Annotated in this window: 36 protein-coding genes; all 36 read left to right on the forward strand. The window is 64.2% G+C overall.

Translation table 11 applies throughout. The features are described from left to right. The first annotated feature begins 37 nt into the window (after positions 1-37). The 36 genes from rpoC (at position 38) to VNN77_06635 (ending at position 23,728) form a co-directional block, all read left to right on the forward strand. A complete protein-coding gene (gene rpoC / locus VNN77_06460; protein HXG51026.1) occupies positions 38-4,165 on the forward strand; it encodes a DNA-directed RNA polymerase subunit beta' in 4,128 nt (1,375 codons plus the stop codon). Positions 4,166-4,274: 109 nt separating this feature from the next. Further along, positions 4,275-4,646, forward strand: coding sequence for a 30S ribosomal protein S12 (gene rpsL, locus VNN77_06465; protein HXG51027.1), 372 nt, complete (start codon positions 4,275-4,277; stop codon positions 4,644-4,646). Between the two features lie 8 nt (positions 4,647-4,654). Further along, positions 4,655-5,125: a 30S ribosomal protein S7 gene (gene rpsG, locus VNN77_06470; GenBank protein ID HXG51028.1), complete on the forward strand. Its 471-nt coding sequence runs from the start codon at positions 4,655-4,657 to the stop codon at positions 5,123-5,125. 69 nt (positions 5,126-5,194) lie between these two features. Next, positions 5,195-7,291, forward strand: coding sequence for an elongation factor G (gene fusA / locus VNN77_06475; GenBank protein HXG51029.1), 2,097 nt, complete (start codon positions 5,195-5,197; stop codon positions 7,289-7,291). Next, complete coding sequence (rpsJ, locus tag VNN77_06480; GenBank protein ID HXG51030.1) at positions 7,288-7,596, forward strand: 30S ribosomal protein S10; 309 nt, start codon at positions 7,288-7,290, stop codon at positions 7,594-7,596. Before fusA ends, rpsJ begins: the two co-directional genes overlap by 4 nt. A gap of 27 nt (positions 7,597-7,623) precedes the next feature. Continuing rightward, the gene (rplC, locus tag VNN77_06485; protein HXG51031.1) at positions 7,624-8,256 is read left to right on the forward strand and encodes a 50S ribosomal protein L3; all 633 of its coding nucleotides are present in this window, start codon (positions 7,624-7,626) and stop codon (positions 8,254-8,256) included. A 6-nt stretch (positions 8,257-8,262) separates the two neighbouring features. Further along, entirely contained in the window at positions 8,263-8,859 is a 597-nt protein-coding gene (rplD, locus tag VNN77_06490; GenBank protein ID HXG51032.1) for a 50S ribosomal protein L4, read from the forward strand. Further along, positions 8,856-9,146, forward strand: a complete 291-nt coding sequence (locus VNN77_06495) for a 50S ribosomal protein L23 (GenBank protein HXG51033.1) — start codon at positions 8,856-8,858, stop codon at positions 9,144-9,146. Before rplD ends, VNN77_06495 begins: the two co-directional genes overlap by 4 nt. Before the next feature lie 9 nt (positions 9,147-9,155). Beyond that, positions 9,156-9,980, forward strand: coding sequence for a 50S ribosomal protein L2 (rplB, locus tag VNN77_06500; GenBank protein ID HXG51034.1), 825 nt, complete (start codon positions 9,156-9,158; stop codon positions 9,978-9,980). 5 nt (positions 9,981-9,985) lie between these two features. After that, positions 9,986-10,312 carry a 30S ribosomal protein S19 gene (gene rpsS / locus VNN77_06505; GenBank protein ID HXG51035.1) on the forward strand — a complete coding sequence of 109 codons (327 nt, stop codon included), beginning with the start codon at positions 9,986-9,988 and terminating at the stop codon, positions 10,310-10,312. Positions 10,313-10,347: 35 nt separating this feature from the next. Next, a complete protein-coding gene (rplV, locus tag VNN77_06510; protein ID HXG51036.1) occupies positions 10,348-10,692 on the forward strand; it encodes a 50S ribosomal protein L22 in 345 nt (114 codons plus the stop codon). A gap of 4 nt (positions 10,693-10,696) precedes the next feature. Then, the gene (rpsC, locus tag VNN77_06515) at positions 10,697-11,359 is read left to right on the forward strand and encodes a 30S ribosomal protein S3 (GenBank protein ID HXG51037.1); all 663 of its coding nucleotides are present in this window, start codon (positions 10,697-10,699) and stop codon (positions 11,357-11,359) included. An 80-nt stretch (positions 11,360-11,439) separates the two neighbouring features. Further along, a complete protein-coding gene (rplP, locus tag VNN77_06520) occupies positions 11,440-11,865 on the forward strand; it encodes a 50S ribosomal protein L16 (GenBank protein ID HXG51038.1) in 426 nt (141 codons plus the stop codon). Beyond that, a complete protein-coding gene (rpmC, locus tag VNN77_06525; protein HXG51039.1) occupies positions 11,855-12,064 on the forward strand; it encodes a 50S ribosomal protein L29 in 210 nt (69 codons plus the stop codon). The genes rplP and rpmC overlap by 11 nt, the downstream gene beginning before the upstream one ends. Continuing rightward, positions 12,061-12,354, forward strand: coding sequence for a 30S ribosomal protein S17 (rpsQ, locus tag VNN77_06530; protein HXG51040.1), 294 nt, complete (start codon positions 12,061-12,063; stop codon positions 12,352-12,354). Before rpmC ends, rpsQ begins: the two co-directional genes overlap by 4 nt. After that, on the forward strand, positions 12,351-12,719 hold the full coding sequence (rplN, locus tag VNN77_06535) for a 50S ribosomal protein L14 (protein ID HXG51041.1): 369 nt from the start codon (positions 12,351-12,353) through the stop codon (positions 12,717-12,719). The genes rpsQ and rplN overlap by 4 nt, the downstream gene beginning before the upstream one ends. A gap of 26 nt (positions 12,720-12,745) precedes the next feature. Continuing rightward, entirely contained in the window at positions 12,746-13,057 is a 312-nt protein-coding gene (gene rplX / locus VNN77_06540) for a 50S ribosomal protein L24 (GenBank protein ID HXG51042.1), read from the forward strand. 11 nt (positions 13,058-13,068) lie between these two features. Next, a complete protein-coding gene (rplE, locus tag VNN77_06545) occupies positions 13,069-13,608 on the forward strand; it encodes a 50S ribosomal protein L5 (protein ID HXG51043.1) in 540 nt (179 codons plus the stop codon). Positions 13,609-13,626: 18 nt separating this feature from the next. After that, the gene (locus tag VNN77_06550; GenBank protein HXG51044.1) at positions 13,627-13,812 is read left to right on the forward strand and encodes a type Z 30S ribosomal protein S14; all 186 of its coding nucleotides are present in this window, start codon (positions 13,627-13,629) and stop codon (positions 13,810-13,812) included. A 13-nt stretch (positions 13,813-13,825) separates the two neighbouring features. After that, positions 13,826-14,230: a 30S ribosomal protein S8 gene (rpsH, locus tag VNN77_06555; GenBank protein ID HXG51045.1), complete on the forward strand. Its 405-nt coding sequence runs from the start codon at positions 13,826-13,828 to the stop codon at positions 14,228-14,230. Positions 14,231-14,245: 15 nt separating this feature from the next. Beyond that, a complete protein-coding gene (gene rplF, locus VNN77_06560) occupies positions 14,246-14,794 on the forward strand; it encodes a 50S ribosomal protein L6 (protein ID HXG51046.1) in 549 nt (182 codons plus the stop codon). Between the two features lie 15 nt (positions 14,795-14,809). Then, the gene (gene rplR / locus VNN77_06565) at positions 14,810-15,166 is read left to right on the forward strand and encodes a 50S ribosomal protein L18 (GenBank protein HXG51047.1); all 357 of its coding nucleotides are present in this window, start codon (positions 14,810-14,812) and stop codon (positions 15,164-15,166) included. 22 nt (positions 15,167-15,188) lie between these two features. Further along, positions 15,189-15,686 carry a 30S ribosomal protein S5 gene (gene rpsE, locus VNN77_06570; GenBank protein ID HXG51048.1) on the forward strand — a complete coding sequence of 166 codons (498 nt, stop codon included), beginning with the start codon at positions 15,189-15,191 and terminating at the stop codon, positions 15,684-15,686. Positions 15,687-15,688: 2 nt separating this feature from the next. Beyond that, positions 15,689-16,144 carry a 50S ribosomal protein L15 gene (gene rplO, locus VNN77_06575; GenBank protein ID HXG51049.1) on the forward strand — a complete coding sequence of 152 codons (456 nt, stop codon included), beginning with the start codon at positions 15,689-15,691 and terminating at the stop codon, positions 16,142-16,144. Next, positions 16,137-17,447, forward strand: coding sequence for a preprotein translocase subunit SecY (gene secY, locus VNN77_06580; GenBank protein HXG51050.1), 1,311 nt, complete (start codon positions 16,137-16,139; stop codon positions 17,445-17,447). Before rplO ends, secY begins: the two co-directional genes overlap by 8 nt. A gap of 2 nt (positions 17,448-17,449) precedes the next feature. After that, entirely contained in the window at positions 17,450-18,112 is a 663-nt protein-coding gene (locus tag VNN77_06585; protein ID HXG51051.1) for an adenylate kinase, read from the forward strand. After that, on the forward strand, positions 18,109-18,867 hold the full coding sequence (gene map, locus VNN77_06590) for a type I methionyl aminopeptidase (protein HXG51052.1): 759 nt from the start codon (positions 18,109-18,111) through the stop codon (positions 18,865-18,867). The genes VNN77_06585 and map overlap by 4 nt, the downstream gene beginning before the upstream one ends. 19 nt (positions 18,868-18,886) lie before the next feature. Continuing rightward, positions 18,887-19,105, forward strand: coding sequence for a translation initiation factor IF-1 (infA, locus tag VNN77_06595; protein ID HXG51053.1), 219 nt, complete (start codon positions 18,887-18,889; stop codon positions 19,103-19,105). Between the two features lie 14 nt (positions 19,106-19,119). Continuing rightward, on the forward strand, positions 19,120-19,233 hold the full coding sequence (gene rpmJ, locus VNN77_06600; GenBank protein HXG51054.1) for a 50S ribosomal protein L36: 114 nt from the start codon (positions 19,120-19,122) through the stop codon (positions 19,231-19,233). Between the two features lie 109 nt (positions 19,234-19,342). Continuing rightward, positions 19,343-19,726 carry a 30S ribosomal protein S13 gene (rpsM, locus tag VNN77_06605; GenBank protein ID HXG51055.1) on the forward strand — a complete coding sequence of 128 codons (384 nt, stop codon included), beginning with the start codon at positions 19,343-19,345 and terminating at the stop codon, positions 19,724-19,726. A 19-nt stretch (positions 19,727-19,745) separates the two neighbouring features. Continuing rightward, positions 19,746-20,201 (forward strand): 30S ribosomal protein S11, encoded by a 456-nt coding sequence (rpsK, locus tag VNN77_06610; protein HXG51056.1) that lies wholly within the window; start codon positions 19,746-19,748, stop codon positions 20,199-20,201. Between the two features lie 10 nt (positions 20,202-20,211). Then, on the forward strand, positions 20,212-20,838 hold the full coding sequence (rpsD, locus tag VNN77_06615) for a 30S ribosomal protein S4 (GenBank protein ID HXG51057.1): 627 nt from the start codon (positions 20,212-20,214) through the stop codon (positions 20,836-20,838). Between the two features lie 32 nt (positions 20,839-20,870). Next, the gene (locus VNN77_06620; protein ID HXG51058.1) at positions 20,871-21,890 is read left to right on the forward strand and encodes a DNA-directed RNA polymerase subunit alpha; all 1,020 of its coding nucleotides are present in this window, start codon (positions 20,871-20,873) and stop codon (positions 21,888-21,890) included. 3 nt (positions 21,891-21,893) lie between these two features. Beyond that, on the forward strand, positions 21,894-22,361 hold the full coding sequence (rplQ, locus tag VNN77_06625) for a 50S ribosomal protein L17 (GenBank protein ID HXG51059.1): 468 nt from the start codon (positions 21,894-21,896) through the stop codon (positions 22,359-22,361). A gap of 50 nt (positions 22,362-22,411) precedes the next feature. Beyond that, positions 22,412-22,780: a cupin domain-containing protein gene (locus VNN77_06630; GenBank protein HXG51060.1), complete on the forward strand. Its 369-nt coding sequence runs from the start codon at positions 22,412-22,414 to the stop codon at positions 22,778-22,780. A 66-nt stretch (positions 22,781-22,846) separates the two neighbouring features. Continuing rightward, a complete protein-coding gene (locus VNN77_06635; GenBank protein HXG51061.1) occupies positions 22,847-23,728 on the forward strand; it encodes an NAD(P)-dependent oxidoreductase in 882 nt (293 codons plus the stop codon). Positions 23,729-23,828 lie beyond the last annotated feature (100 nt).

The following is a 23,828-nucleotide window of genomic DNA, read 5'->3' on the forward strand; positions in this document are numbered from 1 at the left end:
ACCGAAAGGCCGCAACGCTGCCCGGAGGGAAGCCTGTATGGAAGATCTTTTCAATCTGTTCGAGAAACCCAAGAATCCGCTGAGCTTCAACGCGATCAAGGTGTCGATCGCGTCGCCGGAAAAAATCCGCTCGTGGTCGCACGGCGAGGTGAAGAAGCCGGAAACCATCAACTACCGGACCTTCAAGCCGGAACGGGACGGGCTGTTCTGCGCCAAGATCTTCGGCCCGACCAAGGACTACGAGTGCAACTGCGGCAAGTACAAGCGCATGCGCCACCGCGGGGTGGTCTGCGAAAAGTGCGGCGTGGAGGTGATCCAGTCCAAGGTGCGGCGCGAGCGCATGGGCCACATCGAGCTGGCCACGCCCGTGGTGCACATCTGGTTCCTCAAGAGCCTGCCGAGCCGGATCGGCGCCCTGCTCGACATGTCTCTCAAGGACATCGAAAAAGTGCTCTACTTCGAGTCCTACATAGTGATCGATCCCGGGGAAACTCCGCTGCAGTGCAAGGAGCTGCTCACCGAGGCGCGTTACCGCAAGGCGATGGAAGAGTACGGCGGAAAGTTCACCGCCGAGATGGGGGCAGAGGCGATCCGCAAGCTGCTCAAGATGGTGGACGTGGCCAAGCTGGCCGAAGAGCTGCGCGTCGAGATGCGCGAGGCCAATTCCGAGGTGCGGCGCAAGAAGATCGCCAAGCGCCTGAAGGTGATCAACGCCTTCAAGAATTCGGGCAACCGTCCCGAGTGGATGGTCCTGGAGGTCATTCCGGTGATCCCGCCCGATCTCCGGCCGCTCGTGCCGCTCGACGGCGGGCGGTTCGCCACGTCCGACCTGAACGACCTCTACCGCCGCGTGATCAACCGCAACAACCGGCTCAAGCGTCTGATGGAGCTCAACGCTCCGGACATGATCATCCGCAATGAAAAGCGGATGCTCCAGGAGGCGGTCGACGCGTTGTTCGACAATGGCCGGCGCGGCCGGGCGATCACGGGGCAGAACCGTCGGCCCCTCAAATCGCTCAGCGACATGCTCAAGGGCAAGACGGGGCGCTTCCGCCAAAACCTGCTGGGCAAGCGGGTCGACTATTCCGGCCGCTCGGTGATCGTCGTGGGTCCCGAGCTGCGGCTGCACCAGTGCGGCCTTCCGAAGAAGATGGCGCTCGAGCTGTTCAAGCCGTTCATCTACAACAAGCTCGAGGAGCGCGGCTTCGTGACCACCATCAAGAGCGCGAAGAAGATGGTGGAAAAAGAGCGCCCGGAGGTCTGGGACATCCTCGACGAGGTGATCCGCGAGCATCCGGTGCTGCTCAACCGGGCTCCGACCCTGCACCGCCTCGGGATTCAGGCCTTCGAGCCGATCCTGATCGAGGGCAAGGCGATCCAGCTGCATCCTCTGGTGTGCGCGGCCTACAACGCCGACTTCGACGGCGACCAGATGGCGGTCCACGTGCCGCTCTCGGTGGAAGCGCAGGTGGAAGCCCGGGCGCTGATGATGTCGACCAACAACATTCTCTCGCCGGCGAACGGCAAGCCGATCATCGTCCCCACGCAGGACATCGTGCTGGGGCTCTACTACATGACCCGGGAGCGCATGCACGCGAAAGGCAGCGGCCGCGTCTTCGCGAGCCCCGTCGAGGTGCGGATGGCCTACGATCAGGGCGAGGTGGACCTGCAGGCGCCGATCCGGGTGCGCATCAACGGCGAGCGCGTGGAGACCACCGTCGGGCGCGTCCTGGTCTACGAGGTCGTGCCGCCGGAGATTCCCTTCAAGGAAGTCAACCGGGTGCTGAAGAAAAAGGAGCTGGCGAACCTGATCGACGTCAGCTACCGACTGGCCGGCAACAAGGCGACGGTGATTCTGGCCGACCGGCTCAAGGACGTCGGCTATCAATACGCGACCAAGGCTGGTATCTCGATCGCCATCAAGGACATGGTGATCCCGCCGAGCAAGGAGCAGCTGCTCAAGCGCGCTCACGAGGACGTCCGCGAAATCGAGGAGCAATACAAGAACGGCCTGATCACCGACGGCGAACGCTACAACAAGGTGGTCGACATCTGGGCCGAGGTGACCGATCGCATCGCCGACGAGATGCTGCGCGACCTCGGCTCGGAGAAGGTCGTCGACGATTCCGGCCGCGAGGTGACGGTTCCGAGCTTCAACCCGATCTTCATGATGGCGGACTCGGGTGCGCGGGGCAGCGCGCAACAGATCCGGCAACTCGCGGGAATGCGCGGGCTCATGGCGAAGCCGTCCGGCGAGATCATCGAGACGCCGATCACCGCCAACTTCCGCGAAGGTCTCACCGTGCTGCAGTACTTCATCTCCACGCACGGCGCCCGCAAGGGGTTGGCCGATACCGCGTTGAAGACCGCCAATTCGGGCTACCTTACCCGGCGGCTGGTGGACGTCGCCCAGGACTCGGTCATCTCCGAGGAGGATTGCGGCACGATGGACGGCATCGAGATGACGCCGCTGATGGAGGGCGGGGAGATCATCGAGCCGCTCGGCGACCGCGTGCTCGGCCGCGTGGCGCTCGAGGACGTCAAGGATCCGTTCACCGGCGAGGTCATCGTACGAGCGAACCAGGAGATTGACGAGGAGCTGGTGCAGAGGATCGAGGACGCCGGCCTGGAACGGATCAAGATCCGCTCGGTTCTCACCTGCCAGTCGAAACGCGGCGTCTGCATCATGTGCTACGGGCGCGACCTGGGGCGGGGTCACATGGTCAACCTCGGCGAGGCGATCGGAGTGATCGCCGCGCAGTCCATCGGCGAGCCCGGGACGCAGCTCACGATGCGGACCTTCCACATCGGCGGTACCGCGAGCCGCCGGGCCGAGCAGACCACGCTGGAATCCCGCAACGAGGGCTATGTCAAGTTCATCAATATCAACACCGTCACCAACAAGGACGGCGACCTGGTGGTGATGAACCGCAACGGCGAGATCGCCATCGTCGATTATCCCGAGGGCGAGAAGGGCCGCGAGCGTGAGCGCGAGCGCTACGTCGTGGTCTACGGCGCGAAACTCAAGCGCAAGAACGGCGACAAGATCAAGGCCGGCGAGCTGCTCGCCGAGTGGGACCCGTACACGATTCCGATCCTCACGGAGGTCGGCGGCGTGGTGAAGTTCGGCGACGTGATCGAAGGGGTGACGATGGAGGAAAAGGTCGACGAGCGGACGGGGCTCTCGACCAAGGTCATCATCGACTCGAAAGACGTCGACAAGCGGCCGCGGATCTCGATCAAGGACGCCGAAGGACAGACCGCACGGCTGTCGCCGACCTCGGAGGCCCGCTACCTGCTGCCGGTCGGGGCGCACATCAACGTGCAGGAGGGCCAGACGGTCTTCCCGGGCGATGTCCTGGCCAAGATTCCGCGCGAGACCACCAAGACCAAGGATATCACCGGCGGGTTGCCTCGAGTGGCGGAGCTGTTCGAGGCACGCAAGCCGAAGGAGTTCGCCGTGATCAGCGAGATCGACGGCGTCGTCTCGTTCGGCAAGGACACCAAGGGAAAGCGCAAGGTGGTCATCACCCCCGAAGTGGGCGAGCCGCGCGAGTACCTGATCCCGAAAGGGAAGCATATCAGCGTCCACGAAGGCGATCGCGTGCGGGCCGGAGAGCCGTTGATGGACGGGTCGTCGAATCCGCACGATATCCTCACCATTCTCGGGGAGAAGGCGCTGGCGAAGTACCTGGTCGACGAGGTCCAGGAAATCTACCGGCTCCAGGGAGTGCGGATCAACGACAAGCACATCGAGGTCATCGTGCGCCAGATGCTGCGCCGCGTGCGCATCAAGGAGGTGGGCGACACCGAGTTTCTCGTCGGCGACCAGGTGGAGAAATGGCGCTTCGAGGAGGAGAACCAGAGGGTGATTGCACAGAACGGCAGGCCCGCGGTCGCGGAGCCGCTGCTGCTCGGGATCACCAAGGCCTCCTTGTCGACCGAGAGCTTCATCTCGGCGGCATCGTTTCAGGAGACGACCAAGGTGCTGACCGAGGCGGCGATTCACGGCAAGGTGGATCTGCTGACCGGTTTGAAGGAAAACGTGATCATGGGGCGGCTTATTCCCGCCGGCACCGGCGTGCCGAAGTACACGAAGGTGGAAATCGAGGTCGAAGAGCCCGAGGGCCTTCCCGGCGAGGTGCCCGAGGCGGCGCAGGCGTGAACGGCTGGCGCATCGGGGTTTTGACATGACCGGAGGGATTTGTTAAAAAAAAGAGTTTCCCAGTATCCAGGCCGCATCGCAGATCCGCGGCGGCGTACCGAACGGAGCTATGCCGACCATCAACCAGCTCGTGAGAGAAAGCCGGCGCAAGCAGGAGCGCAAGAACACCGCGCCGGCGCTGCAGGGATCACCCCAGAAGCGGGGCGTGTGCACGCGCGTCTACACCTCCACGCCGAAGAAGCCCAATTCGGCGCTGCGCAAGGTCGCGCGCGTGCGGTTGACCAACGGGATCGAGGTGACGTCCTACATTCCGGGGGTAGGTCATAACCTCCAGGAGCATTCGGTGGTCCTGATCCGCGGCGGACGCGTCAAGGATCTGCCGGGGGTGCGTTACCACATCATCCGGGGAACGCTGGACTCGATCGGGGTGCAGGAAAGGCGCCAGGGGCGGTCGAAGTACGGGGCGAAAAAACCGAAGTAAGGGATTTCATGCCGCGCAAGGGAGAGGTCAAGAAGCGGGAGGTCCTGCCGGACCCCAAGTACGGCGACAAGCTGGTGGCGAAATTCGTCAACACGATCATGACCCGGGGCAAGAAGAGCGTGGCAGAGTCGATTTTCTATCGCGCGCTGGACATCGTCGCCAGCCGGACGAAAGAGGAAGCCCTGGGGATTTTCAAGAAGGCGGTCGAGAACGCACGTCCGATGGTGGAGGTGCGGTCGCGGCGGGTCGGCGGTGCGACGTACCAGGTGCCGGTCGAAGTGCGACCACAGCGTCGGATCTCCCTCAGCATGCGTTGGCTGAGAGAGGCCGCACGGGAGCGCGGGGAAAAATCCATGGAAGAGCGGTTGGCCGCCGAGCTTATCGACGCGGCCAATAATCGCGGCGCGGCGATCAAGAAAAAAGAAGACACCCATCGCATGGCAGAGGCCAACCGGGCCTTTGCCCACTATCGCTGGTAAGTAAGACTCTATCGAGAATCGGAAGGGAGGCGGTCGAACCGCCTCCTCTTTTTTCGGCAATAAGGGATAATGGCCAGATCGGTCCCACTGGAAAGAACTCGCAACATCGGCATCATGGCGCACATCGATGCCGGGAAGACGACCACAACCGAGCGCATCCTGTACTACACCGGTATCACCTACAAGCTCGGCGAGGTCCATGAAGGGACCGCGACCATGGACTGGATGGTCCAGGAGCAGGAGCGCGGCATCACCATCACGTCGGCGGCGACCACCTGTTTCTGGCGCGATCACCGGATCAACATCATCGATACCCCCGGCCACGTGGACTTCACCATCGAGGTCGAGCGGTCTCTCAGGGTGCTGGACGGCGCGGTCGGGGTGTTTTGCTCGGTCGGCGGTGTCGAGCCGCAGACGGAGACCGTGTGGCGGCAGGCGGACAAGTACCGCGTGCCGCGCATCGCGTTCGTCAACAAAATGGATCGGCTCGGTGCGGACTTTTTCCGCGTCGTCAAGATGATCGAGGATCGGCTCGGAGCGCGGCCGGTGCCCCTCCAGCTGCCGATCGGGGCCGAGGAGCGCTTCGTCGGGATCGTCGATCTCGTCAAGATGAGAGCGGTGGTCTGGGAGGAGGAGAGCCTGGGGGCCCGGTTCCGCTTCGAGCCGGTTTCCGAGGATATGGCGGCCCAGGCGGCCCAGTACCGCGAAAAGCTCGTCGAGGCGGTCGCCGACTGCGACGAGCGGATCATGGAGAAATACCTCGAGGGCAAGGAGATCGAGGAGGCCGAGCTGCGCTCGGCGATCCGCAACGCCACGCTCTCGCTCAAGATCGTGCCGGTGCTTTGCGGCAGCGCGTTCCGCAACAAGGGCGTGCAGCCGCTGCTCGACGCGGTCGTGGACTATCTGCCCTCGCCGCTGGATATTCCTCCGGTCAAGGGTACGGAGCCCGGCTCGCAGAAGCCGGCCGAGCGGCCGGCGAGCGACGATGCTCCGTTCTCCGCGCTCGCGTTCAAGATCATGACCGATCCCTTCGTCGGGACGCTGACCTTCTTCAGAGTTTATTCCGGGTCCCTGCAGTCGGGGTCGAGCGTTTACAACTCGACGAAAGGGAAGCGCGAGCGCATCGGCCGGCTCCTCAAGATGCACGCCAACAAGCGCGAAGAGATCAAGGAAGTCTACGCCGGCGACATCGCCGCCGCGGTCGGTCTGAGGACCACGACGACCGGCGACACCCTGTGCGATGAGAACAAGCCGATCATCCTGGAGTCCATCGAATTCCCCGAGCCCGTGATCTCGATCGCCATCGAGCCGAAGAGCAAGGCCGACCAGGAAAAGCTCGGGCTCTCGCTGCAGAAGCTCGCGACCGAGGACCCTTCGTTCCGGGTGCGCACCGACGAGGAGACCGGACAGACGATCATCTCGGGGATGGGCGAGCTGCACCTGGAGATCATCGTCGATCGCCTGTTGCGTGAGTTCAACGTCGGCGCTAACGTTGGCCGGCCGCAGGTGGCCTACAAGGAGACGATCCGCAAGAAGGTCGAGCAGCAGGGGAAGTTCATCCGGCAGACCGGCGGTCGCGGCCAGTACGGCGACGTCTGGATCGCCGTCGAGCCGCTGGAGCCGGGAAGCGGCTTCGAGTTTGTGGACGCGATCAAAGGCGGGGTGATCCCGCGCGAGTACATCCCGGCGGTGGAGAAAGGGGTGCGTGAGGCAGCCGAATCGGGACCGCTCGCCGGTTATCCGATGGTGGATATCAAGGTGACGTTGTTCGACGGCAGCTATCACGAGGTCGATTCGTCCGAAATCGCCTTCAAGATCGCCGGCTCCATCGCGTTCAAGGAGGCGGTCCGCAAGGCCAGTCCGATTCTGCTCGAGCCGATCATGTCGGTCGAGGTGGTGGTTCCGGAGGAATTCATGGGCGAGGTGATCGGCGATCTCAATTCCCGGCGCGGCAAGGTTCTGGGATTCGAGAGCCGCCCGGCCGCTCAGGCGATCGATGCGCGGGTGCCGCTGGCGCAGATGTTCGGCTACGCCACCGACCTGCGCTCGATGACGCAGGGGCGGGCGACGTACACGATGCAATTTTCCCATTACGAGCCGGTGCCGTCTTCGGTTGCCGAGGGGATCATCGCCAAGTTCGAGGGCGACGCGAAGAAGGAAGTATGAACGAGAAGATCAGGATTCGACTCAAGGCATACGACCACCGCGTGCTGGACCAGTCGGTGGGGGAAATCGTCGAGACGGTCAAGCGGACGGGCGGAAGGGTCGCCGGGCCGATCCCTCTTCCCACCCGCATCGAACGCTTTACGGTGAACCGCTCCCCGCACGTCGACAAGAAATCCCGGGACCAGTACGAGATTCGGACGCACAAACGGCTGCTCGATATTCTCGAGCCGACGCAGCAGACCATCGACGCGCTCGGCAAGCTCGACATCGCCGCCGGAGTCGACGTCGAGATCAAGCTGCAGTAAGGTGACCGGCGCTTGCGAGGTTTTGCGATGGCGGGGCTTATCGGAAAGAAGATCGGGATGACGCAATACTACAACGCCGAGGGCAACGTCGTCCCCGTGACCGTGATCCAGACGGGTCCCTGCGTAGTCGTGCAAAAGAAAGAGACTGCTCGGGACGGCTACAACGCGCTTCAGCTCGGTTACGGCGCGCGCAAGCTCCAGCGGGTGAACAAGGCCGAGCAGGGCCACTTCGCGAAGGCGGGAAAGGGCGCGTTCGCCGTCCTGAGGGAGTTCCGCTCCGACGACGTGGCGCGCTACGAGGTCGGCCAGGAGATCAAGGTCGGCGACCTCTTCAAAGCTGGAGACCGCGTCGACGTCGCGGGGACCTCCAAGGGCCACGGCTTCGCGGGCGTGATCAAGCGCTGGTCCTTCGGCGGGTTTCCCGGATCGCACGGCACGCACGAATATTTTCGCCACGGCGGCTCCATCGGCAACCGCTCCTTTCCGGGCCGCGTCCGCAAAGGCAAGAAAATGGCCGGCCACTGGGGCAACGAGCGGATTTCGGTGCAAAACCTCGAGGTGGTGGAAGTGCGCCCGGAGCAGAACCTCCTGCTGGTCAAGGGCGCGGTCCCGGGGGCCAGGCACGGCGTGGTGATCGTAAAACGCGCGGTCAAGGGGTAGGCGGCAATGGGAGTTCGCGTCATTCAACCCGAGCTGAACGAACGGATCTTCGGCGTCAAGGAGCGCCTGGAGCTCCTGCACGAGGCGGTGGTGATGCAGCTGCGTAACCGGCGGGCCGGTACCGTGGCGACCAAGTCCAAGGGACTGGTGAGCGGGGGCGGCAAGAAGCCATGGCGGCAGAAGGGTACGGGGCGCGCTCGCGCCGGCAGCATCCGCTCTCCGTTGTGGGTCGGCGGCGGGACGATCTTCGGTCCGCAGCCGCGCGATTATTTTTCCCGAATGCCGCGGGCCGCACGCAGGCAGGCGCTGCTGTCGGCGCTGAGCGCGAAACGGCGCGACGGGAAGCTGATCGTGGTGGACCGGTTCGATCTCGAGGCGCCGAAGACGCGCCTGATGGCGCAGGCGCTGGCGGATCTCCAGGTCTCGAGCGCGCTGATCGTGATTCCTGCATCCGAGGAGACGGTCGAGCGTTCGGCGCGCAACCTCCCCGGGGTCAAAGTGCTGCGCGTCGAAGGGCTCAACGTCTACGACCTGCTCCGTTACGAGCACTTGATCCTTACCGAAGGAGCGCTCAGGCTGCTCGAAGAGAGGCTGGCGGCATGAAAGGACCCGAATCCGTTATCGAAGCGCCGTTGATTTCCGAGAAGGGCTCTCTGCTCGCCGAAAGCGCGAACCAGGTGCTGTTCAAGGTGCGACCGGACGCCAACAAAATCGACGTGAAGCGGGCCGTGGAGAGCCTGTTCAAGGTCAAGGTCGTCAAGGTCCGGATGTCCCGCTATCTGGGCAAGGTGCGCCGGGTCGGACGGAACATCGGACGGCGGCCGCAGTGGAAGAAGGCCTACGTGACCCTCAGGGAAGGGGACAAGATCGACTTTTTCGGAGGCGCTTAAAGAACCGCCATGGCCATCAAGACCTATCAGCCGACTTCCGCCGGAATACGCTTCCGCACGGGTCTGACCTTCGAGGAGATCACGCGGACCGAGCCCGTAAAGGGGCTGTGCGAGCCGCTCAAGCGCAGCGGGGGGCGCAACAACACCGGGCGCGTGACCGCGGACCATCGCGGCGGCGGACACAAGCGCCTGTACCGGGTGATCGACTTCAAGCGCGACAAGAAGGGGGTGCCGGCGAAGGTGGAGGCGATCGAGTACGATCCGAACCGTTCGTGTCGGATCGCGCTCCTCTGCTACGCGGACGGCGAGCGGCGCTACATTCTCGCGCCTGATCGGCTCAAGGTGGGGGACCAGGTGGTGGCGGGCGACGACAACGTCGACATCCAGCCGGGGAATTCCTTGCCGCTCAAGTACATCCCGGTCGGAACCGTGGTGCACAACATTGAGCTCAAGATCGGCAAGGGGGGGCAGCTCGCCCGCAGCGCCGGTTCCGGGGCGCAACTGATGGCGAAGGAAGGCAACTACACGCTGCTCAAACTGCCCTCGGGCGAGCTGCGTTACGTGCTCGCCGATTGCCGGGCGACGATCGGCCAGGTCGGGAACGCCGACCAGGAGAACATCTCGTGGGGAAAAGCCGGGCGGATGCGGTGGCTCGGCCGGCGCCCCATTACCCGGGGGATCGCCAAGAACCCGGTGGATCATCCGCACGGCGGCGGCGAAGGCCGCTCCAAGGGCAATCACCCGATGACGCCCTGGGGCAAGCCCACCAAGGGCTACAAGACGCGCAAGAACCGCGCGTCGGACCGGTACATCGTGCAGCGTAGAAAGGCGTAGCGAAAATGGCGCGTTCGGTGAAAAAAGGACCGTTCGTCGACGAGCATCTCGCGAAGAAGATCGCCGCGATGAACGAGTCGCGGCAAAAGCGCGTGATCCAGACCTGGTCGCGTCGTTCGACGATCACTCCGGAGATGGTGGGTCACACCATCGGGGTGCACAACGGGCGAAAGTTCATCCCGGTTTTCATCACCGAGAACATGGTCGGCCACAAGCTCGGAGAATTCGCGCCGACGCGGACCTTTTTCATGCATTCAGGGGACCGCAAGGGAGAGGCCAAGGAAACCACCGGGGCTCCGCGGCCTGCACCTGGCGCGCCGCCGAAGAGCTGACGCCAGCGGGAGCTACGCTGGGAAGGTAAGGAAAGATGGAAGCCCGCGCGATCACCCGATTCACGAGACTCTCGCCGCGCAAGGTCCGGCTGGTCGTCGACCAGATCCGGGGCAAGGGCGTGGAGGAGGCGTTGAATATCCTGAAATTCATTCCGAAGCGCGCCGCCGGCACGGTCGCCAAGACGCTCCGTGCCGCCGTGGCGAACGCGGAAAACACCCAGAGCGTGGACGTCGACCGGCTGTACGTCAAGCGGGCGAGGGTGGACGAAGCCGGGATGTGGAAGCGGTTCACGCCGCGCGCCCAGGGCCGGGCCACTCGGATCCGCAAGCGGCTGAGCCACATTACGATCGTCCTGGACGAGGCCGAGGAGAGGAGCTGACCGGATGGGCCAGAAGACGCATCCCAAGATTTTTCGGCTCGGCGTGATCGAGTCCTGGGACTCGCGGTGGTATGCCCGCCAGGACTACGCCAAGCTGCTGCACGAAGACCTGCGGATAAAGAAGTTTCTCAAGAGCCGACTTTACCATGCGGGCATTTCGCGGATCGAGATCGAGCGCGCGGCGAACAAGGCCAAGATCAACATACACACCGCGCGCCCCGGCATCGTGATCGGAAAGAAAGGGGCGGAGATCGAAAAGCTCAAGGAAGACCTCACCAAGCTCACGGGCCGGGAAACCTACATCAACATCCACGAGGTGCGACGCCCCGACCTCGACGCGCAGCTGGTCGCGGAAAACGTCGCCCTCCAGCTCGAGCGGCGGGTCGCCTTCCGGCGGGCGATGAAGGAGAGCGTTTCCCGGGCCATGCGGATGGGGGCCCAGGGGATCAAGATCCAGTGCGCGGGGCGGCTCGGCGGAGCGGAAATCGCGCGCACCGAGTGGTACCGGGAGGGCCGGGTGCCGCTGCACACGCTGCGGGCCGACATCAGCTACGGCTTCGCGGAGGCGCGGACCACGTACGGCGTGATCGGCGTCAAGGTCTGGATCTTTCGCGGCGAGGTATTGACCGAGGAAGAGGAACAGCAGAAGGCGATGCTGGGCGGATAACAATCAGGTTGTCGGTTTCCGCTTGAGAGATCGAAGCGGCAACTGCAACCTCGAGCCCGAAACGGGAAACTCGCAGATCGATGCTCGAACCGAAAAAAGTAAAATATCGCAAGCAACAAAAGGGCCGGCGGCGCGGCCTGGCTTATCGCGGGGCCTCGCTCGCCTTCGGCGACTACGGGCTGAAAGCGGTGGGGCGCGGCTGGATGACCGCACGTGAGATCGAGGCGGCTCGGGTGGCGCTCACGCGCTACCTGAAACGCGGCGGCAAGGTCTGGATCCGGATCTTCCCCGACAAGCCGCTTACGAGAAAGCCGGCGGAAACCCGGATGGGCAAAGGCAAGGGGGCTCCGGAGCTGTGGGTGGCGGTGATCAAACCCGGCAGGATTCTCTTCGAGATGGAAGGGGTCGAGGCGAACCTGGCGCGGGAGGCTTTCCGGCTGGCGGCCCACAAGTTGTCGATTCCGACTATTTTCGTCGAAAGAAGGGGGCTGGCTCATGCTGGCTAGAGAGCTGAGGGAAATGAGCGACGGAGATCTCGCGCGCAAGCGATCGGAGCTGCGCGAAGAGATCAGTCACCTGAAGCTGCGGCGCGCGACCAGCCGGCTCGAGAACCCGATGAAGCTGCGGCAGACCCGGCGGGAGCTGGCGCGGGTGGAGACGGTGCTCCGGGAAAAGGCGCTCGCGAGGGAGAAGGGCGGAGTATGAAGCAGCGGGGGCTGAGAAAGGAGCGCACCGGGGTGGTGGTGAGCGACCGGATGCAGAAGACGGTGGTGGTAGCGGTGGAGCGTACGATCATGCACCCCAAGTACAAGAAGTACCTGCGCCGCCGCACGAAGATGATGGCGCACGACGAGGCCAACGCATGCCGGGTGGGCGACCGCGTGCTGATCGTGGAGTGCCGTCCGATCAGCCGGACCAAGCACTGGCGCGTCCGCAAGATCCTCGAGCGCGCCAAGACGGCGGTCGAAACCGAGCCGGTCGAGGTGGGGTCATGATTCAGATGCGGACGGTTCTCGACGTGGCGGACAACTCGGGGGCCCGAAAGGTGCAGTGTATCAAGGTGCTGGGCGGAAGCCGGCGGCGGTACGCCTCGATCGGCGACATTATCGTCGTGTCGGTCAAGGAGGCGGTCCCCAACGCGAAGGTCAAGAAAGGCGACGTGATGAAAGCGGTGGTGGTGCGGACGGCCAAGGAGGTGGGACGCCCCGACGGGACCTACATCCGCTTCGACAACAACTCGGCGGTGCTGATCGACAACCAGAAGGAGCCGATCGGAACCCGTATTTTCGGTCCGGTCGCGCGCGAGCTCAGGGCCAAGAAGTTCATGAAGATCATTTCGCTGGCGCCCGAGGTGTTATAGCGGCGGGCCCGGGGAGAAGGCTAACCGTGCATATCCGAAAGAACGACAGCGTCATGGTGATCGCCGGCAAGGAGCGCGGTAAGACCGGGAAAGTGTTGCGGGTGGTGCCCAAGAAGGGCGGGGTGGTGGTCGAGCGGCTCAACCTGGTCAAGCGACACATGCGGCCCCGCGGTCCTCAGCATCCCGGCGGGATCGTCGAGAAAGAGGCTCTCATCCGGGCGGCGAACGTCATGCTGATGTGCGACAAGTGCAACGCTCCGGTGCGCGTCGGGCACAAGGTCCTCTCCGACGGGAAGAAGGTGCGTGTTTGCCGACGCTGCGGGGAAGCCTTAGATTGACGGGTACGGCAATGGCGAGGCTCAAGGACAAGTACTACAACGAGGTCGTGCCGGCGATGCAGCGGGAGTTCGGGTACAAGAACGCGATGCAGGTGCCCCGGCTGGAGAAGATCACGGTGAACGTGGGCCTGGGCGAGGCGACGCAGAACATCAAGGCCCTTGAGACGGCTGCGGCCGAGGTCGCCGCGATCACCGGGCAGAAACCGGTGATCACCCGGGCGAAGAAGGCGATCGCCAATTTCAAGCTGCGCCAGGGGATGCCGATCGGCTGCATGGTAACGCTGCGGCGCGATCGCATGTACGAGTTCCTGGACCGGCTTATCCACGCGGCGTTGCCCCGGGTGCGGGATTTCAAGGGAGTGCCGGACCGATCGTTCGACGGTCGCGGCAACTATTCCCTGGGGCTGCGGGAGCAGATCATCTTTCCCGAAATCCAGGCCGACAAGGTGGACAAGCCCAGGGGTATGACGGTGACGATCACCACGACGGCAAAAACCGACCGGGAGGCGCGGTCGCTGCTCAGACTGCTGGGCATGCCTTTTGCCGGCTGAGGCGCAGGGGGGGTTCCGTTGGCCAAGAAATGTCTTCGTGTCAAGGCCGAAAGGCCGAACAAATTCAGGGTTCGAGAGTACAACCGCTGCCCGCTGTGCGGCCGGGCCCGGGCTTTCTACCGCCGTTTCCGCATGTGCCGCCTCTGCTTGAGGGATTACGCGCGCAAGGGCCAGATCCCGGGCCTGATCAAGGCGAGTTGGTGAGGCGGAGAAGAATATGGCGATGACCGATCCGATTGCAGACATGCTCACGCGGATACGCAACGCGGCCCGTGCGCGGCATCCGAAGGTTTCGGTGCCGTGGTCCCGCATAAAAGAAAGCATCGCCCGCGTGCTGCTCGAAGAGGGCTACGTCAAGGACGTCAAGAAGGTCAAGGCGGCCCGGGGCGGGGGAGAAGATCTGGTGATCCAGCTCAAGTTCGACCGGGAAAACCGCCCGGTCATCTCCGGGCTCAAGCGCGTGAGCACTCCCGGACGGCGAGTCTACACCGGGACGAGAGAACTGATGCCGGTCCGAAAAGGACTGGGGATTCATATCCTCTCGACGCCGAAGGGTATCCTGGTGGACCGGGAAGCGCAGCGCGCCAGGGTCGGGGGCGAGCTGATCTGCTCGGTGTGGTAGGCGGCGAGGTGTACGGTGTCGCGAATCGGTAAACTTCCCATAATGCTGCCGCAAGGGCTCAAGGTCGCGGTCGAGGGCGACCGTGTTCGCATCGAGGGGCCGAAGGGCAGGCTCGAGACCACGGTTCCGGAAGGCATCAGCGTCAAGGTCGAAGGGAACGTGGTGCGCGTGGAGCGCCGGGGGGATGAGCGCAAGGTGAAGGCACTGCACGGTCTCACGCGGAAGCTGCTCGCCAACATGGCCGACGGCGTCAGCAAGGGCTTTACCCGCGTGCTGGAGATCAACGGCGTGGGTTACCGCGCGGAAGTGAAGGGGCAGGAGCTCCACATGACGCTCGGCTACTCGCATCCGGTAGTGTTTCCCCTCCCGCCCGGCATCACTGCTTCGGTCGAGCGCCAAACGATCATCACGTTGAGCGGCGCGGATCGGCAGCTGCTCGGCGAAACCGCTGCCAAGATCCGAAGCCTGAGGCCCCCCGAGCCCTACAAGGGCAAGGGCATCAAGTACCGTGAAGAAGTGATCAGGCGCAAGGCCGGAAAGGCCGTGGGCTCCGCGGGGGCGTAGCGACGAGGTTTGCTGATGTTGGGAAATGAACGATATATCGGGCGAGTCCGGCGCCGCAAGCGGGTACGGAAGAAGGTTCTCGGCACGGACGAGCGGCCGCGCCTTTGCGTCTTCCGCAGCAACAAGCATATCTACGCTCAGGTGATCTCCGACGACCGGGGCGTCACACTGGCTTCGGCGTCGACCCTGGCGTCCGCCGCGACCCCCAGACCCAAGGGCGTGGAGGCGGCCAGGCAGGTCGGGCTGGAGATCGCCAGGATATGCAAGGAACGGAACATCACGCGCGTGGTTTTCGACCGTAACGGCTTTCTCTATCACGGCCAGGTCAAGGCGCTGGCGGACGGGGCGCGCGAGGGCGGGCTGGAATTTTAGCCGGCGGGACAGCGAGGGTGCATTGGAACGGATTGATCCGCAGGGATTGGAGCTAAAGGAAAAGGTCGTTCACATCAGCCGCGTCGCCAAGGTCGTCAAGGGCGGCCGCCGCTTCAGCTTCAGCGCGCTGGTGGTGGTCGGGGACGGCAAGTCGGTGGTCGGCTGCGGCCTCGGTAAGGCCAACGAGGTGCCCGAGGCGATCCGCAAGGGGCTGGAGCAGGCGAAAAAGAATCTCATACGCGTGCCGGTGGTGAACGGCACGATTCCGTTCGAGGTGACCGGACACTTCGGCGCCGGCCACGTGATCCTCAAGCCCGCCTCGGACGGCACGGGCGTGATCGCCGGGGGCGGCGTGCGCGCCGTCGTGGAGGCGGCCGGCATCCAGAACGTGCTCACCAAGTGCATCGGCTCCAACAACCCGCACAACATGGTCAAGGCGACCTTCGAGGCCCTGCGCGACCTGCGGGCCCCGGAAGAGATCGCGGACCGGCGCGGAAAGGCGCTGGCGGAGATTCGCTGAAGATGAAGCTGAGCGACTTGAAACCCGCGGCGGGTTCGAAGAAAAAGAGAAAACGGGTAGGACGCGGCGACGGCTCCGGCCACGGCAAAACCTCGGGCCGGGGTCACAAGGGCCAGGGGGCCCGATCGGGCGGCAACGTGGCGCCGGGCTTCGAGGGCGGGCAAATGCCGCTCCAGCGGCGCCTTCCGAAACGGGGCTTTCATAACCCGTTCCGCGTCGAGACCGCGGTGGTGAACCTCAAGCAGCTCGAGGAAGTCTTTCCCGCCGGTGCCGAGGTTACCCCGGAGGCGCTGGCGGAGGCGGGCCTCGTGCGAGGCCGGGGCAAGCGCGTGAAGATCCTGGGGGACGGCTCGCTCACCAAGGCGCTCACCGTCAAGGCTCACGGCTTCTCGGCCTCGGCCAGGGAGAAAATCGAAGGCTGCGGCGGTAAAATAGAATTGATCGCGACTCATGCTTAGCGGTTTTCAAAACGCTTCCCGGATCCCGGAGCTTCGCCGCCGGATATTTTTCACGCTGGCGATGCTGGCGGTCTACCGCCTCGGGGTCCACGTGCCGACGCCGGGAATCGACCGGGTGGCGCTGGCGGCTTACTTCGAGCAGGTCAAGGACACGATCTTCGGGCTGTTCAACCTGTTCTCGGGGGGAGCGCTCGAACAGTTCTCGGTCTTTTCGCTGGGCATCATGCCCTACATCAGCGCTTCGATCATCCTGCAGCTGCTGACGGTGGTGTTTCCCTACCTGGAACGGCTGTCCAAGGAGGGGGAGGTCGGGAGGCGCAAGATCACCCAGTACACCCGCTACGGCACCGTGGTGCTGTCGATCATTCAGGGATTGATGATCAGCTATGGTTTGGAGGGGACGCGGGGGCCGGGCGGACAACCGATCGTCATCCATCCGGGCTGGGGGTTTCGCTTGATGACGGTCATCACGCTTACCTCCGGGACCGCGTTCATCATGTGGTTGGGCGAGCAGATCACCGAGCGCGGGATCGGCAACGGGATCTCGCTGATCATCTTTGCCGGGATCGTGGCCAGGCTGCCTTCGGCCGTCACGACGACCCTGCAGTTCATCCGCGAAGGCGAGCTGGGGATCCTGGTGGCGCTTTTCATGCTGGTCTTGATCGTCGTGGTGGTTGGCGCCATCATTTTTGTCGAGCGCGGCCAGCGGCGGATCCCGGTGCAGTACGCCAAGCGGGTGGTCGGCCGCAAGATGTACGGCGGCCAGAGCTCGCACCTGCCGCTCAAGGTGAACACCGCGAACGTCATCCCGCCGATCTTCGCTTCCTCGATCCTGATCTTTCCGGCGACGATGGCGCAGTTCGCGGACTACCCGTGGATCCAGGCGATTTCCAGCTACCTCAGCCCGGGACGGTGGCTGCACGACATCGCTTTTGCCGCGTTGATCATCTTTTTCGCTTTCTTCTACACGGCGGTGGTGTTCAACCCGACCGACGTGGCCGATAACATGAAGAAATTCGGCGGCTACATCCCGGGGATCCGGCCGGGGCAGAAGACCGCGGAGTTCATCGAGCGCGTGCTTTCCCGGATCACGCTGATCGGCGCGATCTATCTGGTGATTGTTTGTCTGTTGCCGACGTTCCTGATCAGCCAGTTCAACGTGCCGTTCTACTTCGGTGGAACCGCGTTGCTGATCGTGGTCGGGGTCGCGCTGGATACTGTGGCGCAGATGGAGACCCATTTGATCACACGTAGCTACGAGGGATTCATGAAGCGCGGGCGGCTGCGGGGAAGACGAGGTTAGGCTTGGCCGGTTTGCGCGTCGTTTTGCTGGGGCCCCCGGGAGCCGGCAAGGGAACCCAGGCAAAACTGCTCCGGGAGCGCTACGAGGCGTGCCAGGTGTCGACCGGAGACATACTGAGAAACGCCGTGGCGCAGCAGACTCCTCTCGGCAAGGAAGCGGCACGACATCTCGAGCGCGGAACCCTGGTTCCGGACGACGTGATCGTCGAGCTGGTCGCCGAGCGGCTCGCGGAAAGCGACTGTGCGAAGGGATTCATCCTCGACGGTTTTCCCAGGACGATTCCCCAGGCGCAGAGTCTCGACGCGATGCTGGGCAGGATGGGACGCGACCTTCAGTGCGTCCTTTCGATCCGGGTTCCGCGGGAGGTGATCATCGAGCGGCTCGCGGGACGGCGTACGTGCAGGCGATGCGGCGCGCTCTATCATGTGACGTTCGATCCTCCGGCCAGACCGGGCGTCTGCGATCGCTGCGGCGGAGAGCTCTACCAGAGGGAGGACGATCGGGAAGAGACCATAGCGAGGCGTCTGGAGGTCTACGATAAGCAAACGGCGCCGTTGATCGGATACTACCGGGAACGGGGTCTCCTCCGGGAGCTCGACGGGGTCGGGACCATTGCCGAGATCCGGGACCGCCTGATGGCTGCCCTGGGAGGCGCCGCGGCGTGATCTCGCTCAAATCCCCCCGCGAGATCGAGATCATGCGGCGGGCCAACATCATCGTGGCCGAGGTGCTCGAGGAGCTAAAGCGCGCGATCGCTCCGGGCGTGACAACGCTCGAGCTGGACGCTCTCGCCGAGGAGCTGACGCTCAAGAGGAAGGCGGTGCCGGCGTTCAAGGGCTACACGGTCGCGGGCCGCGTGTTTCCCCGGAGCCTCTGCGTGTCGGTGAACGAAGAGGTCGTTCATGGCATACCCTCGCGCCGGGTCCTGCGCGAAGGGGATATCGTCGGGCTCGACTACGGCGTGATCTACGAAGGGTACTACGGCGACGCGGCGATCACGGTGGGAGTGGGCGCGGTGAGCGAGCAGGCACGCCGCCTGATGGAGGTGACCGAACAGGCGCTTTACCGCGGCATCGAACAGCTCCGGGTCGGAAAGCGGCTCGGCGACCTCGGCGCGGCGGTGCAGCAGACGGCGGAAAGCGCCGGCTTTTCCGTGGTTCGGGCGTTCGTCGGGCACGGTATCGGCAAGCGCTTGCACGAGGAGCCGCCGGTACCCAATTTCGGCGAGCCAGACCGCGGAGTCCGGCTGCAGGAGGGGATGGTGCTCGCCATCGAGCCGATGGTGAACGCGGGAAGCCACGAGGTTAAAATCAAGGAAGACGGTTGGACCGCCGTGACCAAAGACGGGAGCCTGGCGGCCCATTTCGAGCATTCCGTGGCGGTGACGAAAAACGGCCCCTATATCTTGAGCAAGCTCTGAACGGGGCGGGCGGACTGTTATGCCGAAGGAAGACGCCATCGAGGTGACCGGCACCGTGCTGGAAACCCTGCCGAACGCGATGTTCCGCGTCGAGCTGGAGAACGGCCATAAGGTGCTGGCGCACATTTCGGGCAAGATGCGAATGCACTACATCAAGATTCTCCCGGGCGACCGGGTCAAGGTCGAGCTGTCGCCGTACGACCTGGGACGGGGCCGGATCATCTACCGGGAGCGATAGGAAACGGGGGAGCGGTGAAGGTCAGAGCCTCGGTCAAGAAGATCTGCAACAAGTGCAAGGTGGTGCGGCGCAAGGGCGTGGTGCGCGTCCTGTGCGTCAACACCAAGCACAAGCAGCGGCAAGGGTAGTCCGGTCGACGTTCGAGGTCGGGACGGGAGCGAGATGCGACCTTTCGGAGCGAAGGGGCAAGGCGCGGCCCGGCCGTCCGAGGGCTGAGGGCTTCCAGGGAGCAGAAACATGGCACGCATAGCAGGAGTCGATCTGCCGCGGAACAAGCGGATGGAAGTGGCGCTGACGTACATCTACGGCATCGGCCGCAGCGCCGCCCGCAACATTCTCAAGCAGGCGGGCATTTCCTACGATCTCAAGAGCGATGCCCTGTCGGACGACGACGTGGTCAAGATCCGCCAGATCATCGATCAGGGCTACAAGGTCGAGGGGGATCTGCGGCGGGAAGTGGCGATGAACATCCGGAGGCATATCGAGATGGGTTCCTACCGCGGGTTGCGGCACCGCAGGAACCTGCCGGTGCGGGGACAGAGAACCCACACCAACGCCCGCACGCGCAAGGGGCCGCGGAAGACGGTCGCCGGCAAGAAGCCGCCGCCGTCGAAAGGCTAGGGCGAATCGGGAGGAAAGCATGGCAAAAGCGGACGATACCGCCGAAGCGAAGCAGGAAAAAAAGACCGAGGGCCAGGCCGAAGCCAAGAGCGCCGAGCGCGCGGGACGCAAGCGGCGGGGCCGGAAGAATATCACCGAGGGGGTGGTCCACATCCACTCGACGTTCAACAACACGATCGTCACGATTACCGATCATCAGGGCAACGTGATCTCGTGGTCGAGCGCCGGCAGCATGGGTTTCAAAGGGAGCCGCAAGGGCACGCCGTTCGCGGCGCAGCAGGCGGCGGACAGCGCCGCCAAGAAGGCGATCGATCACGGCCTGCGCAGCGTGCAGATCTTCGTGCGCGGGCCGGGAGCGGGCCGGGAATCGGCCCTGCGGGCGCTGCAGTCCGCGGGGTTCGCCATCAGCTTGATCAAGGACGTGACGCCGATCCCGCACAACGGGTGCCGGCCGCCGAAACGTCGGCGCGTTTAAGGAGGAAGGATTGGCTAGATACACAGACTCGGTCTGCCGCCTGTGCAGGCGGGAGAACCTGAAGCTTTTTTTGAAAGGCGAGCGATGCTACTCGGACAAGTGCGCCATCGAGCGGCGCGCCTATCCTCCGGGCCAGCACGGCCAGGCGCGCCCCAAGTTCTCCGAGTACAGCGTCCAGCTGCGCGAAAAACAGAAGGTCAAGCGCATGTACGGACTGCTGGAAAAGCAGTTCCGCCGGACCTTCGCCCAGGCCTCCAGGGAAAAGGGCATTACCGGCGAGGCGCTCCTGGTGCTGCTGGAGCGCCGCCTGGACAACGTCGTCTACCGCCTGGGCTTCGCCAGCTCACGGGCTGAGGCCCGGACCATGGTCCGGCACGGTCACATCCTCGTCAACGGCAAACGCCTCAACATCCCGTCGTACTACGTTCGCGTCGGGGACGTCGTTTCGGTGCGAGAGCGGAGTCGGCAGAACCTCCGCGTCCAGAGCGCCCTGGAAGGGGCGCAGCGCCGCGGCGTCCCGGAGTGGGCGGAACTCGACCGCGACGCCTGCAGTGGGCGGATCAGGATTCTACCATCGCGCAGCGACATCACGATGCCGATCAACGAGAAACTGATTGTCGAGTTGTATTCGAAGTAAGATTCGAATGGCAGGGAGAGACTATGTCGACCATGTCTAGGCACTGGACGGATTTGATCAAGCCGAAGCAATTGGAGGTGGACGAAAAGACGCTGACCTCGACCTATGGGAAATTCTACGCGGAGCCGTTCGAGCGCGGTTTCGGCCAAACCATCGGCAACGGGCTGCGGCGAATCCTGCTGTCGTCGCTGATGGGGGCGGCGATCGTCGCGGTTCGGATCAAAGGCATCCTGCACGAATTTTCCACGATTCCGGGAATCACCGAGGACGTGACCGATATCATCCTCAATCTCAAGGAGGTCCGGCTGCGGCTGAGCAGCGAGGAGCCGCAGACGCTCAAGATCGACGCCAAGGGACCGGGAGTGGTGACGGCCAAGGACATCATCGCGCCGCCGACCGTCGAGATTCTCAACCCCGATCACAAGATCGCCACGCTCTCCCGGGACGCACACCTCGAAATGGAGATGACCGCCAAGCTCGGCCGCGGCTACGTTCCGGCGGAAAGGAACAAGGAGGAAGGCGCGCCGGTGGACACGATCTTCATGGACGCGGTCTTCTCGCCGGTGCAAAAAGTCAATTTCACCGTGACCAACGCGCGCGTCGGCCAGAGGACCGACTACGACCGGCTCGTGTTCGAGGTTCATACCGACGGCAGCGTCAAGCCGGACGACGCCCTGGCCTATGCGGCCAAGATTCTCCAGGACCAGGTGAGCATCTTCGTCAACTTCCAGGAGGAGCCGCAGGCCGAACGACGCGAGGACGGCCCGAAAGCGCCGCTCAACGAAAACCTGTTTCGGAGCGTCGACGAGCTGGAGTTCTCCGTGCGCTCGCAGAACTGCCTGCAGAACGCCGACATCCGCTACATCGGTGAGCTGGTCCAGAAGACCGAGCAGGAGATGCTCAAGACCAAGAATTTCGGCCACAAGTCGCTGAACGAGATCAAGGAAGTCCTCCGCGAGATGGGGCTCGAGCTGGGCATGAAGCTCGAGCATTTCCCGTCCCGGGAAGAGATCGAACGCCGCAAGCGGGCGGCGGAAAAGGAGCCCGCCTGAGCCATGCGCCACCTGAAGTCCGGCCGGAAGCTCAACCGCAGCCCCAGCCACCGCTGGGCGCTCATCCGCAACCTCGTGACCTCGCTGCTGCGCGAGGAGCGGATCCAGACCACGGACGCGAAGGCCAAGGAGCTCAAGCGCTGGGCTGACCGCGTCATCACGCTGGCAAAGCAGGGAACGCTACACGCTCGCCGACAGGCGCTCGGCATCGTCCGCGACAAAGCGGTGGTCCGGCGCCTGTTTGACACGATCGCCCCGCGCTTCAAGGACCGTCCGGGCGGGTACACCCGCGTCGTGAAACTCGGCCGGCGGCGCGGCGACGCCGCACCGCTCTCGGTGGTCGAGCTGGTCGGGAGAGGGGAAGAAGCGGCCGCATCGTCTGCAGGCAAGAAAAAGAGCGAGCGCGGGGCTCGAAAGGCGGCGAAGCGTACCCGCAGGGGAGAGAAGAAGGCCGAGGAAGCGGCCGCCTAGCCGGCGCCCGCGATCGACAAACCGGCGCGCCGGGCTCCGGCGCGGCTCCAATGGCGGCGTTTCACCGTTCGCTGCGCGATTTTCTCCGCGTGGACGTCAGCGAGGAAGCCCTTGCGGCGCTGTCCTGGCGCGACTTCGGCAACGGCCTGTCGATGGCGCGGCTCGCCCGCCAGGGCAAGCGAGAGCTGGTGCTTTACCGGGTCGCCGAGGGCGCCGCACCGAACGCCTTCTTACGGCACGAGCACGTGGGCGGCGAGCTCTATCTCGTGCTCAAGGGCAAGATCGTCGACGAGCACGGAGAGTACGGCGAGGGCGAGCTCGTCTTCCTCGATCCCGGGTCCGTTCACCTGCCACGCGCCGACGGCGAGACTCTGGTCCTCGTGCTCTGGCCGGATGGGGTCAGGCTCGTCGAGGAATAGCCCCGCCCGCACAAAAGTCGAGGGCGCGAGCGGCCCGGGACGGAACTTCGGGCGTCAGGAGGCCCTATGGAGAAGCTCGGATTTATCGGCACCGGCGGCATGGGACGCGGCATGGCCGCCAATCTCATCAAGGCCGGCTATCCGCTGGCGGTCAATGACCTGAACCGAGACGCGGCGAAAGAGCTCGAGGCCCGAGGAGCGGTTTTCAAGGACTCGCCCAGGGAGGTGGCCGAAAGCTCGGAGGTCGTGCTCTCGATGCTTCCCTACAACGAGGCGGTGCGCGAGGTCGGGCTGGGGCCGCGGGGTCTCCACGAGGCGGCCGGAGGGGCGAGACTGTGGGTCGACTTCAGCAGCATCGACAAGAAAACGATCGTCGGGGTCGACCGCGAGCTGAGGAAAAAAGGATGGGTGGTGCTGGACGGCTCCGCGGGGGGCGTCGAGGAGGCCGCCGCAGCCGGCGCGCTGTCCCTTTGGCTTTCGGGCCCCGAGGACGTTTTCCAGCGCCATCAGGCCATCTTTCGGGCGATGGGAAAGAAGATCGTTTACGTCGGCGAGCTGGGCAACGCCAAGCTGGTGAAGAACGCCATGGCGATGTTCGCCGCCATCCAGCATCTCGGGCTCGCGGAAATCTTCGCCTGGCTGAAGAAGGGCGGCGTGGACGAGCGGACCTTCCAGAACGTCCTGAAGAACTCCCAGCAGGATTCCGAGGCGATCGACCGGATCTGCCGGACCATCGTCAGCCGGCAGTTCAAGCCGCGCAAGTCCTGGATGCCGAAAGACGTGGGATTCGGCCTCGACATGGCGCGCGAGATGCAGGTGCCGGTGCCGTTCAGCGCGCTGGCTTACCAGATGTTCTCCATCGCGCAGGCCGCCGGCCTGGACGGTTACGAGGCGACCGGAATCGCGTGCCGCGTCTTCGACCTGATCACGGGGCAGGAGAGGATCTGAGGCCGGCGCGACTTGCCGCCGGAGGCGCGGCGGTGGCGGGTTCGCTTGCTTTGACGGCCGAAAATCACTATAAAAATCCATACGATCTCTTCGAGTCGCG

This window comes from Candidatus Zixiibacteriota bacterium, assembly GCA_035574315.1.
In the GTDB taxonomy this organism is placed as follows: domain Bacteria; phylum Desulfobacterota; class Binatia; order UBA9968; family UBA9968; genus DATLYW01.

What these genes read in the sequence shown, in the direction of transcription:
- rplV (HXG51036.1), top strand. Translation starts at nt 10,348, where the DNA reads ATGGAAGCCCGCGCGATCACCCGATTCACGAGACTCTCGCCGCGCAAG.
- rplC (HXG51031.1), top strand. Translation starts at nt 7,624, where the DNA reads ATGGCGGGGCTTATCGGAAAGAAGATCGGGATGACGCAATACTACAAC.
- VNN77_06620 (HXG51058.1), top strand. Translation starts at nt 20,871, where the DNA reads ATGTCTAGGCACTGGACGGATTTGATCAAGCCGAAGCAATTGGAGGTG.
- VNN77_06495 (HXG51033.1), top strand. Translation starts at nt 8,856, where the DNA reads ATGAAAGGACCCGAATCCGTTATCGAAGCGCCGTTGATTTCCGAGAAG.
- VNN77_06630 (HXG51060.1), top strand. Translation starts at nt 22,412, where the DNA reads ATGGCGGCGTTTCACCGTTCGCTGCGCGATTTTCTCCGCGTGGACGTC.
- rpsQ (HXG51040.1), top strand. Translation starts at nt 12,061, where the DNA reads ATGAAGCAGCGGGGGCTGAGAAAGGAGCGCACCGGGGTGGTGGTGAGC.
- secY (HXG51050.1), top strand. Translation starts at nt 16,137, where the DNA reads ATGCTTAGCGGTTTTCAAAACGCTTCCCGGATCCCGGAGCTTCGCCGC.
- rpoC (HXG51026.1), top strand. Translation starts at nt 38, where the DNA reads ATGGAAGATCTTTTCAATCTGTTCGAGAAACCCAAGAATCCGCTGAGC.
- rpsK (HXG51056.1), top strand. Translation starts at nt 19,746, where the DNA reads ATGGCAAAAGCGGACGATACCGCCGAAGCGAAGCAGGAAAAAAAGACC.
- fusA (HXG51029.1), top strand. Translation starts at nt 5,195, where the DNA reads ATGGCCAGATCGGTCCCACTGGAAAGAACTCGCAACATCGGCATCATG.
- rpsC (HXG51037.1), top strand. Translation starts at nt 10,697, where the DNA reads ATGGGCCAGAAGACGCATCCCAAGATTTTTCGGCTCGGCGTGATCGAG.
- rplQ (HXG51059.1), top strand. Translation starts at nt 21,894, where the DNA reads ATGCGCCACCTGAAGTCCGGCCGGAAGCTCAACCGCAGCCCCAGCCAC.
- rpsH (HXG51045.1), top strand. Translation starts at nt 13,826, where the DNA reads ATGGCGATGACCGATCCGATTGCAGACATGCTCACGCGGATACGCAAC.
- rpsG (HXG51028.1), top strand. Translation starts at nt 4,655, where the DNA reads ATGCCGCGCAAGGGAGAGGTCAAGAAGCGGGAGGTCCTGCCGGACCCC.
- rplD (HXG51032.1), top strand. Translation starts at nt 8,263, where the DNA reads ATGGGAGTTCGCGTCATTCAACCCGAGCTGAACGAACGGATCTTCGGC.
- rplR (HXG51047.1), top strand. Translation starts at nt 14,810, where the DNA reads ATGTTGGGAAATGAACGATATATCGGGCGAGTCCGGCGCCGCAAGCGG.
- rplP (HXG51038.1), top strand. Translation starts at nt 11,440, where the DNA reads ATGCTCGAACCGAAAAAAGTAAAATATCGCAAGCAACAAAAGGGCCGG.
- rplB (HXG51034.1), top strand. Translation starts at nt 9,156, where the DNA reads ATGGCCATCAAGACCTATCAGCCGACTTCCGCCGGAATACGCTTCCGC.
- rplE (HXG51043.1), top strand. Translation starts at nt 13,069, where the DNA reads ATGGCGAGGCTCAAGGACAAGTACTACAACGAGGTCGTGCCGGCGATG.
- rpsS (HXG51035.1), top strand. Translation starts at nt 9,986, where the DNA reads ATGGCGCGTTCGGTGAAAAAAGGACCGTTCGTCGACGAGCATCTCGCG.
- rpmC (HXG51039.1), top strand. Translation starts at nt 11,855, where the DNA reads ATGCTGGCTAGAGAGCTGAGGGAAATGAGCGACGGAGATCTCGCGCGC.
- rpsJ (HXG51030.1), top strand. Translation starts at nt 7,288, where the DNA reads ATGAACGAGAAGATCAGGATTCGACTCAAGGCATACGACCACCGCGTG.
- VNN77_06635 (HXG51061.1), top strand. Translation starts at nt 22,847, where the DNA reads ATGGAGAAGCTCGGATTTATCGGCACCGGCGGCATGGGACGCGGCATG.
- rplN (HXG51041.1), top strand. Translation starts at nt 12,351, where the DNA reads ATGATTCAGATGCGGACGGTTCTCGACGTGGCGGACAACTCGGGGGCC.
- rplO (HXG51049.1), top strand. Translation starts at nt 15,689, where the DNA reads ATGAAGCTGAGCGACTTGAAACCCGCGGCGGGTTCGAAGAAAAAGAGA.
- rpsM (HXG51055.1), top strand. Translation starts at nt 19,343, where the DNA reads ATGGCACGCATAGCAGGAGTCGATCTGCCGCGGAACAAGCGGATGGAA.
- rpsL (HXG51027.1), top strand. Translation starts at nt 4,275, where the DNA reads ATGCCGACCATCAACCAGCTCGTGAGAGAAAGCCGGCGCAAGCAGGAG.
- infA (HXG51053.1), top strand. Translation starts at nt 18,887, where the DNA reads ATGCCGAAGGAAGACGCCATCGAGGTGACCGGCACCGTGCTGGAAACC.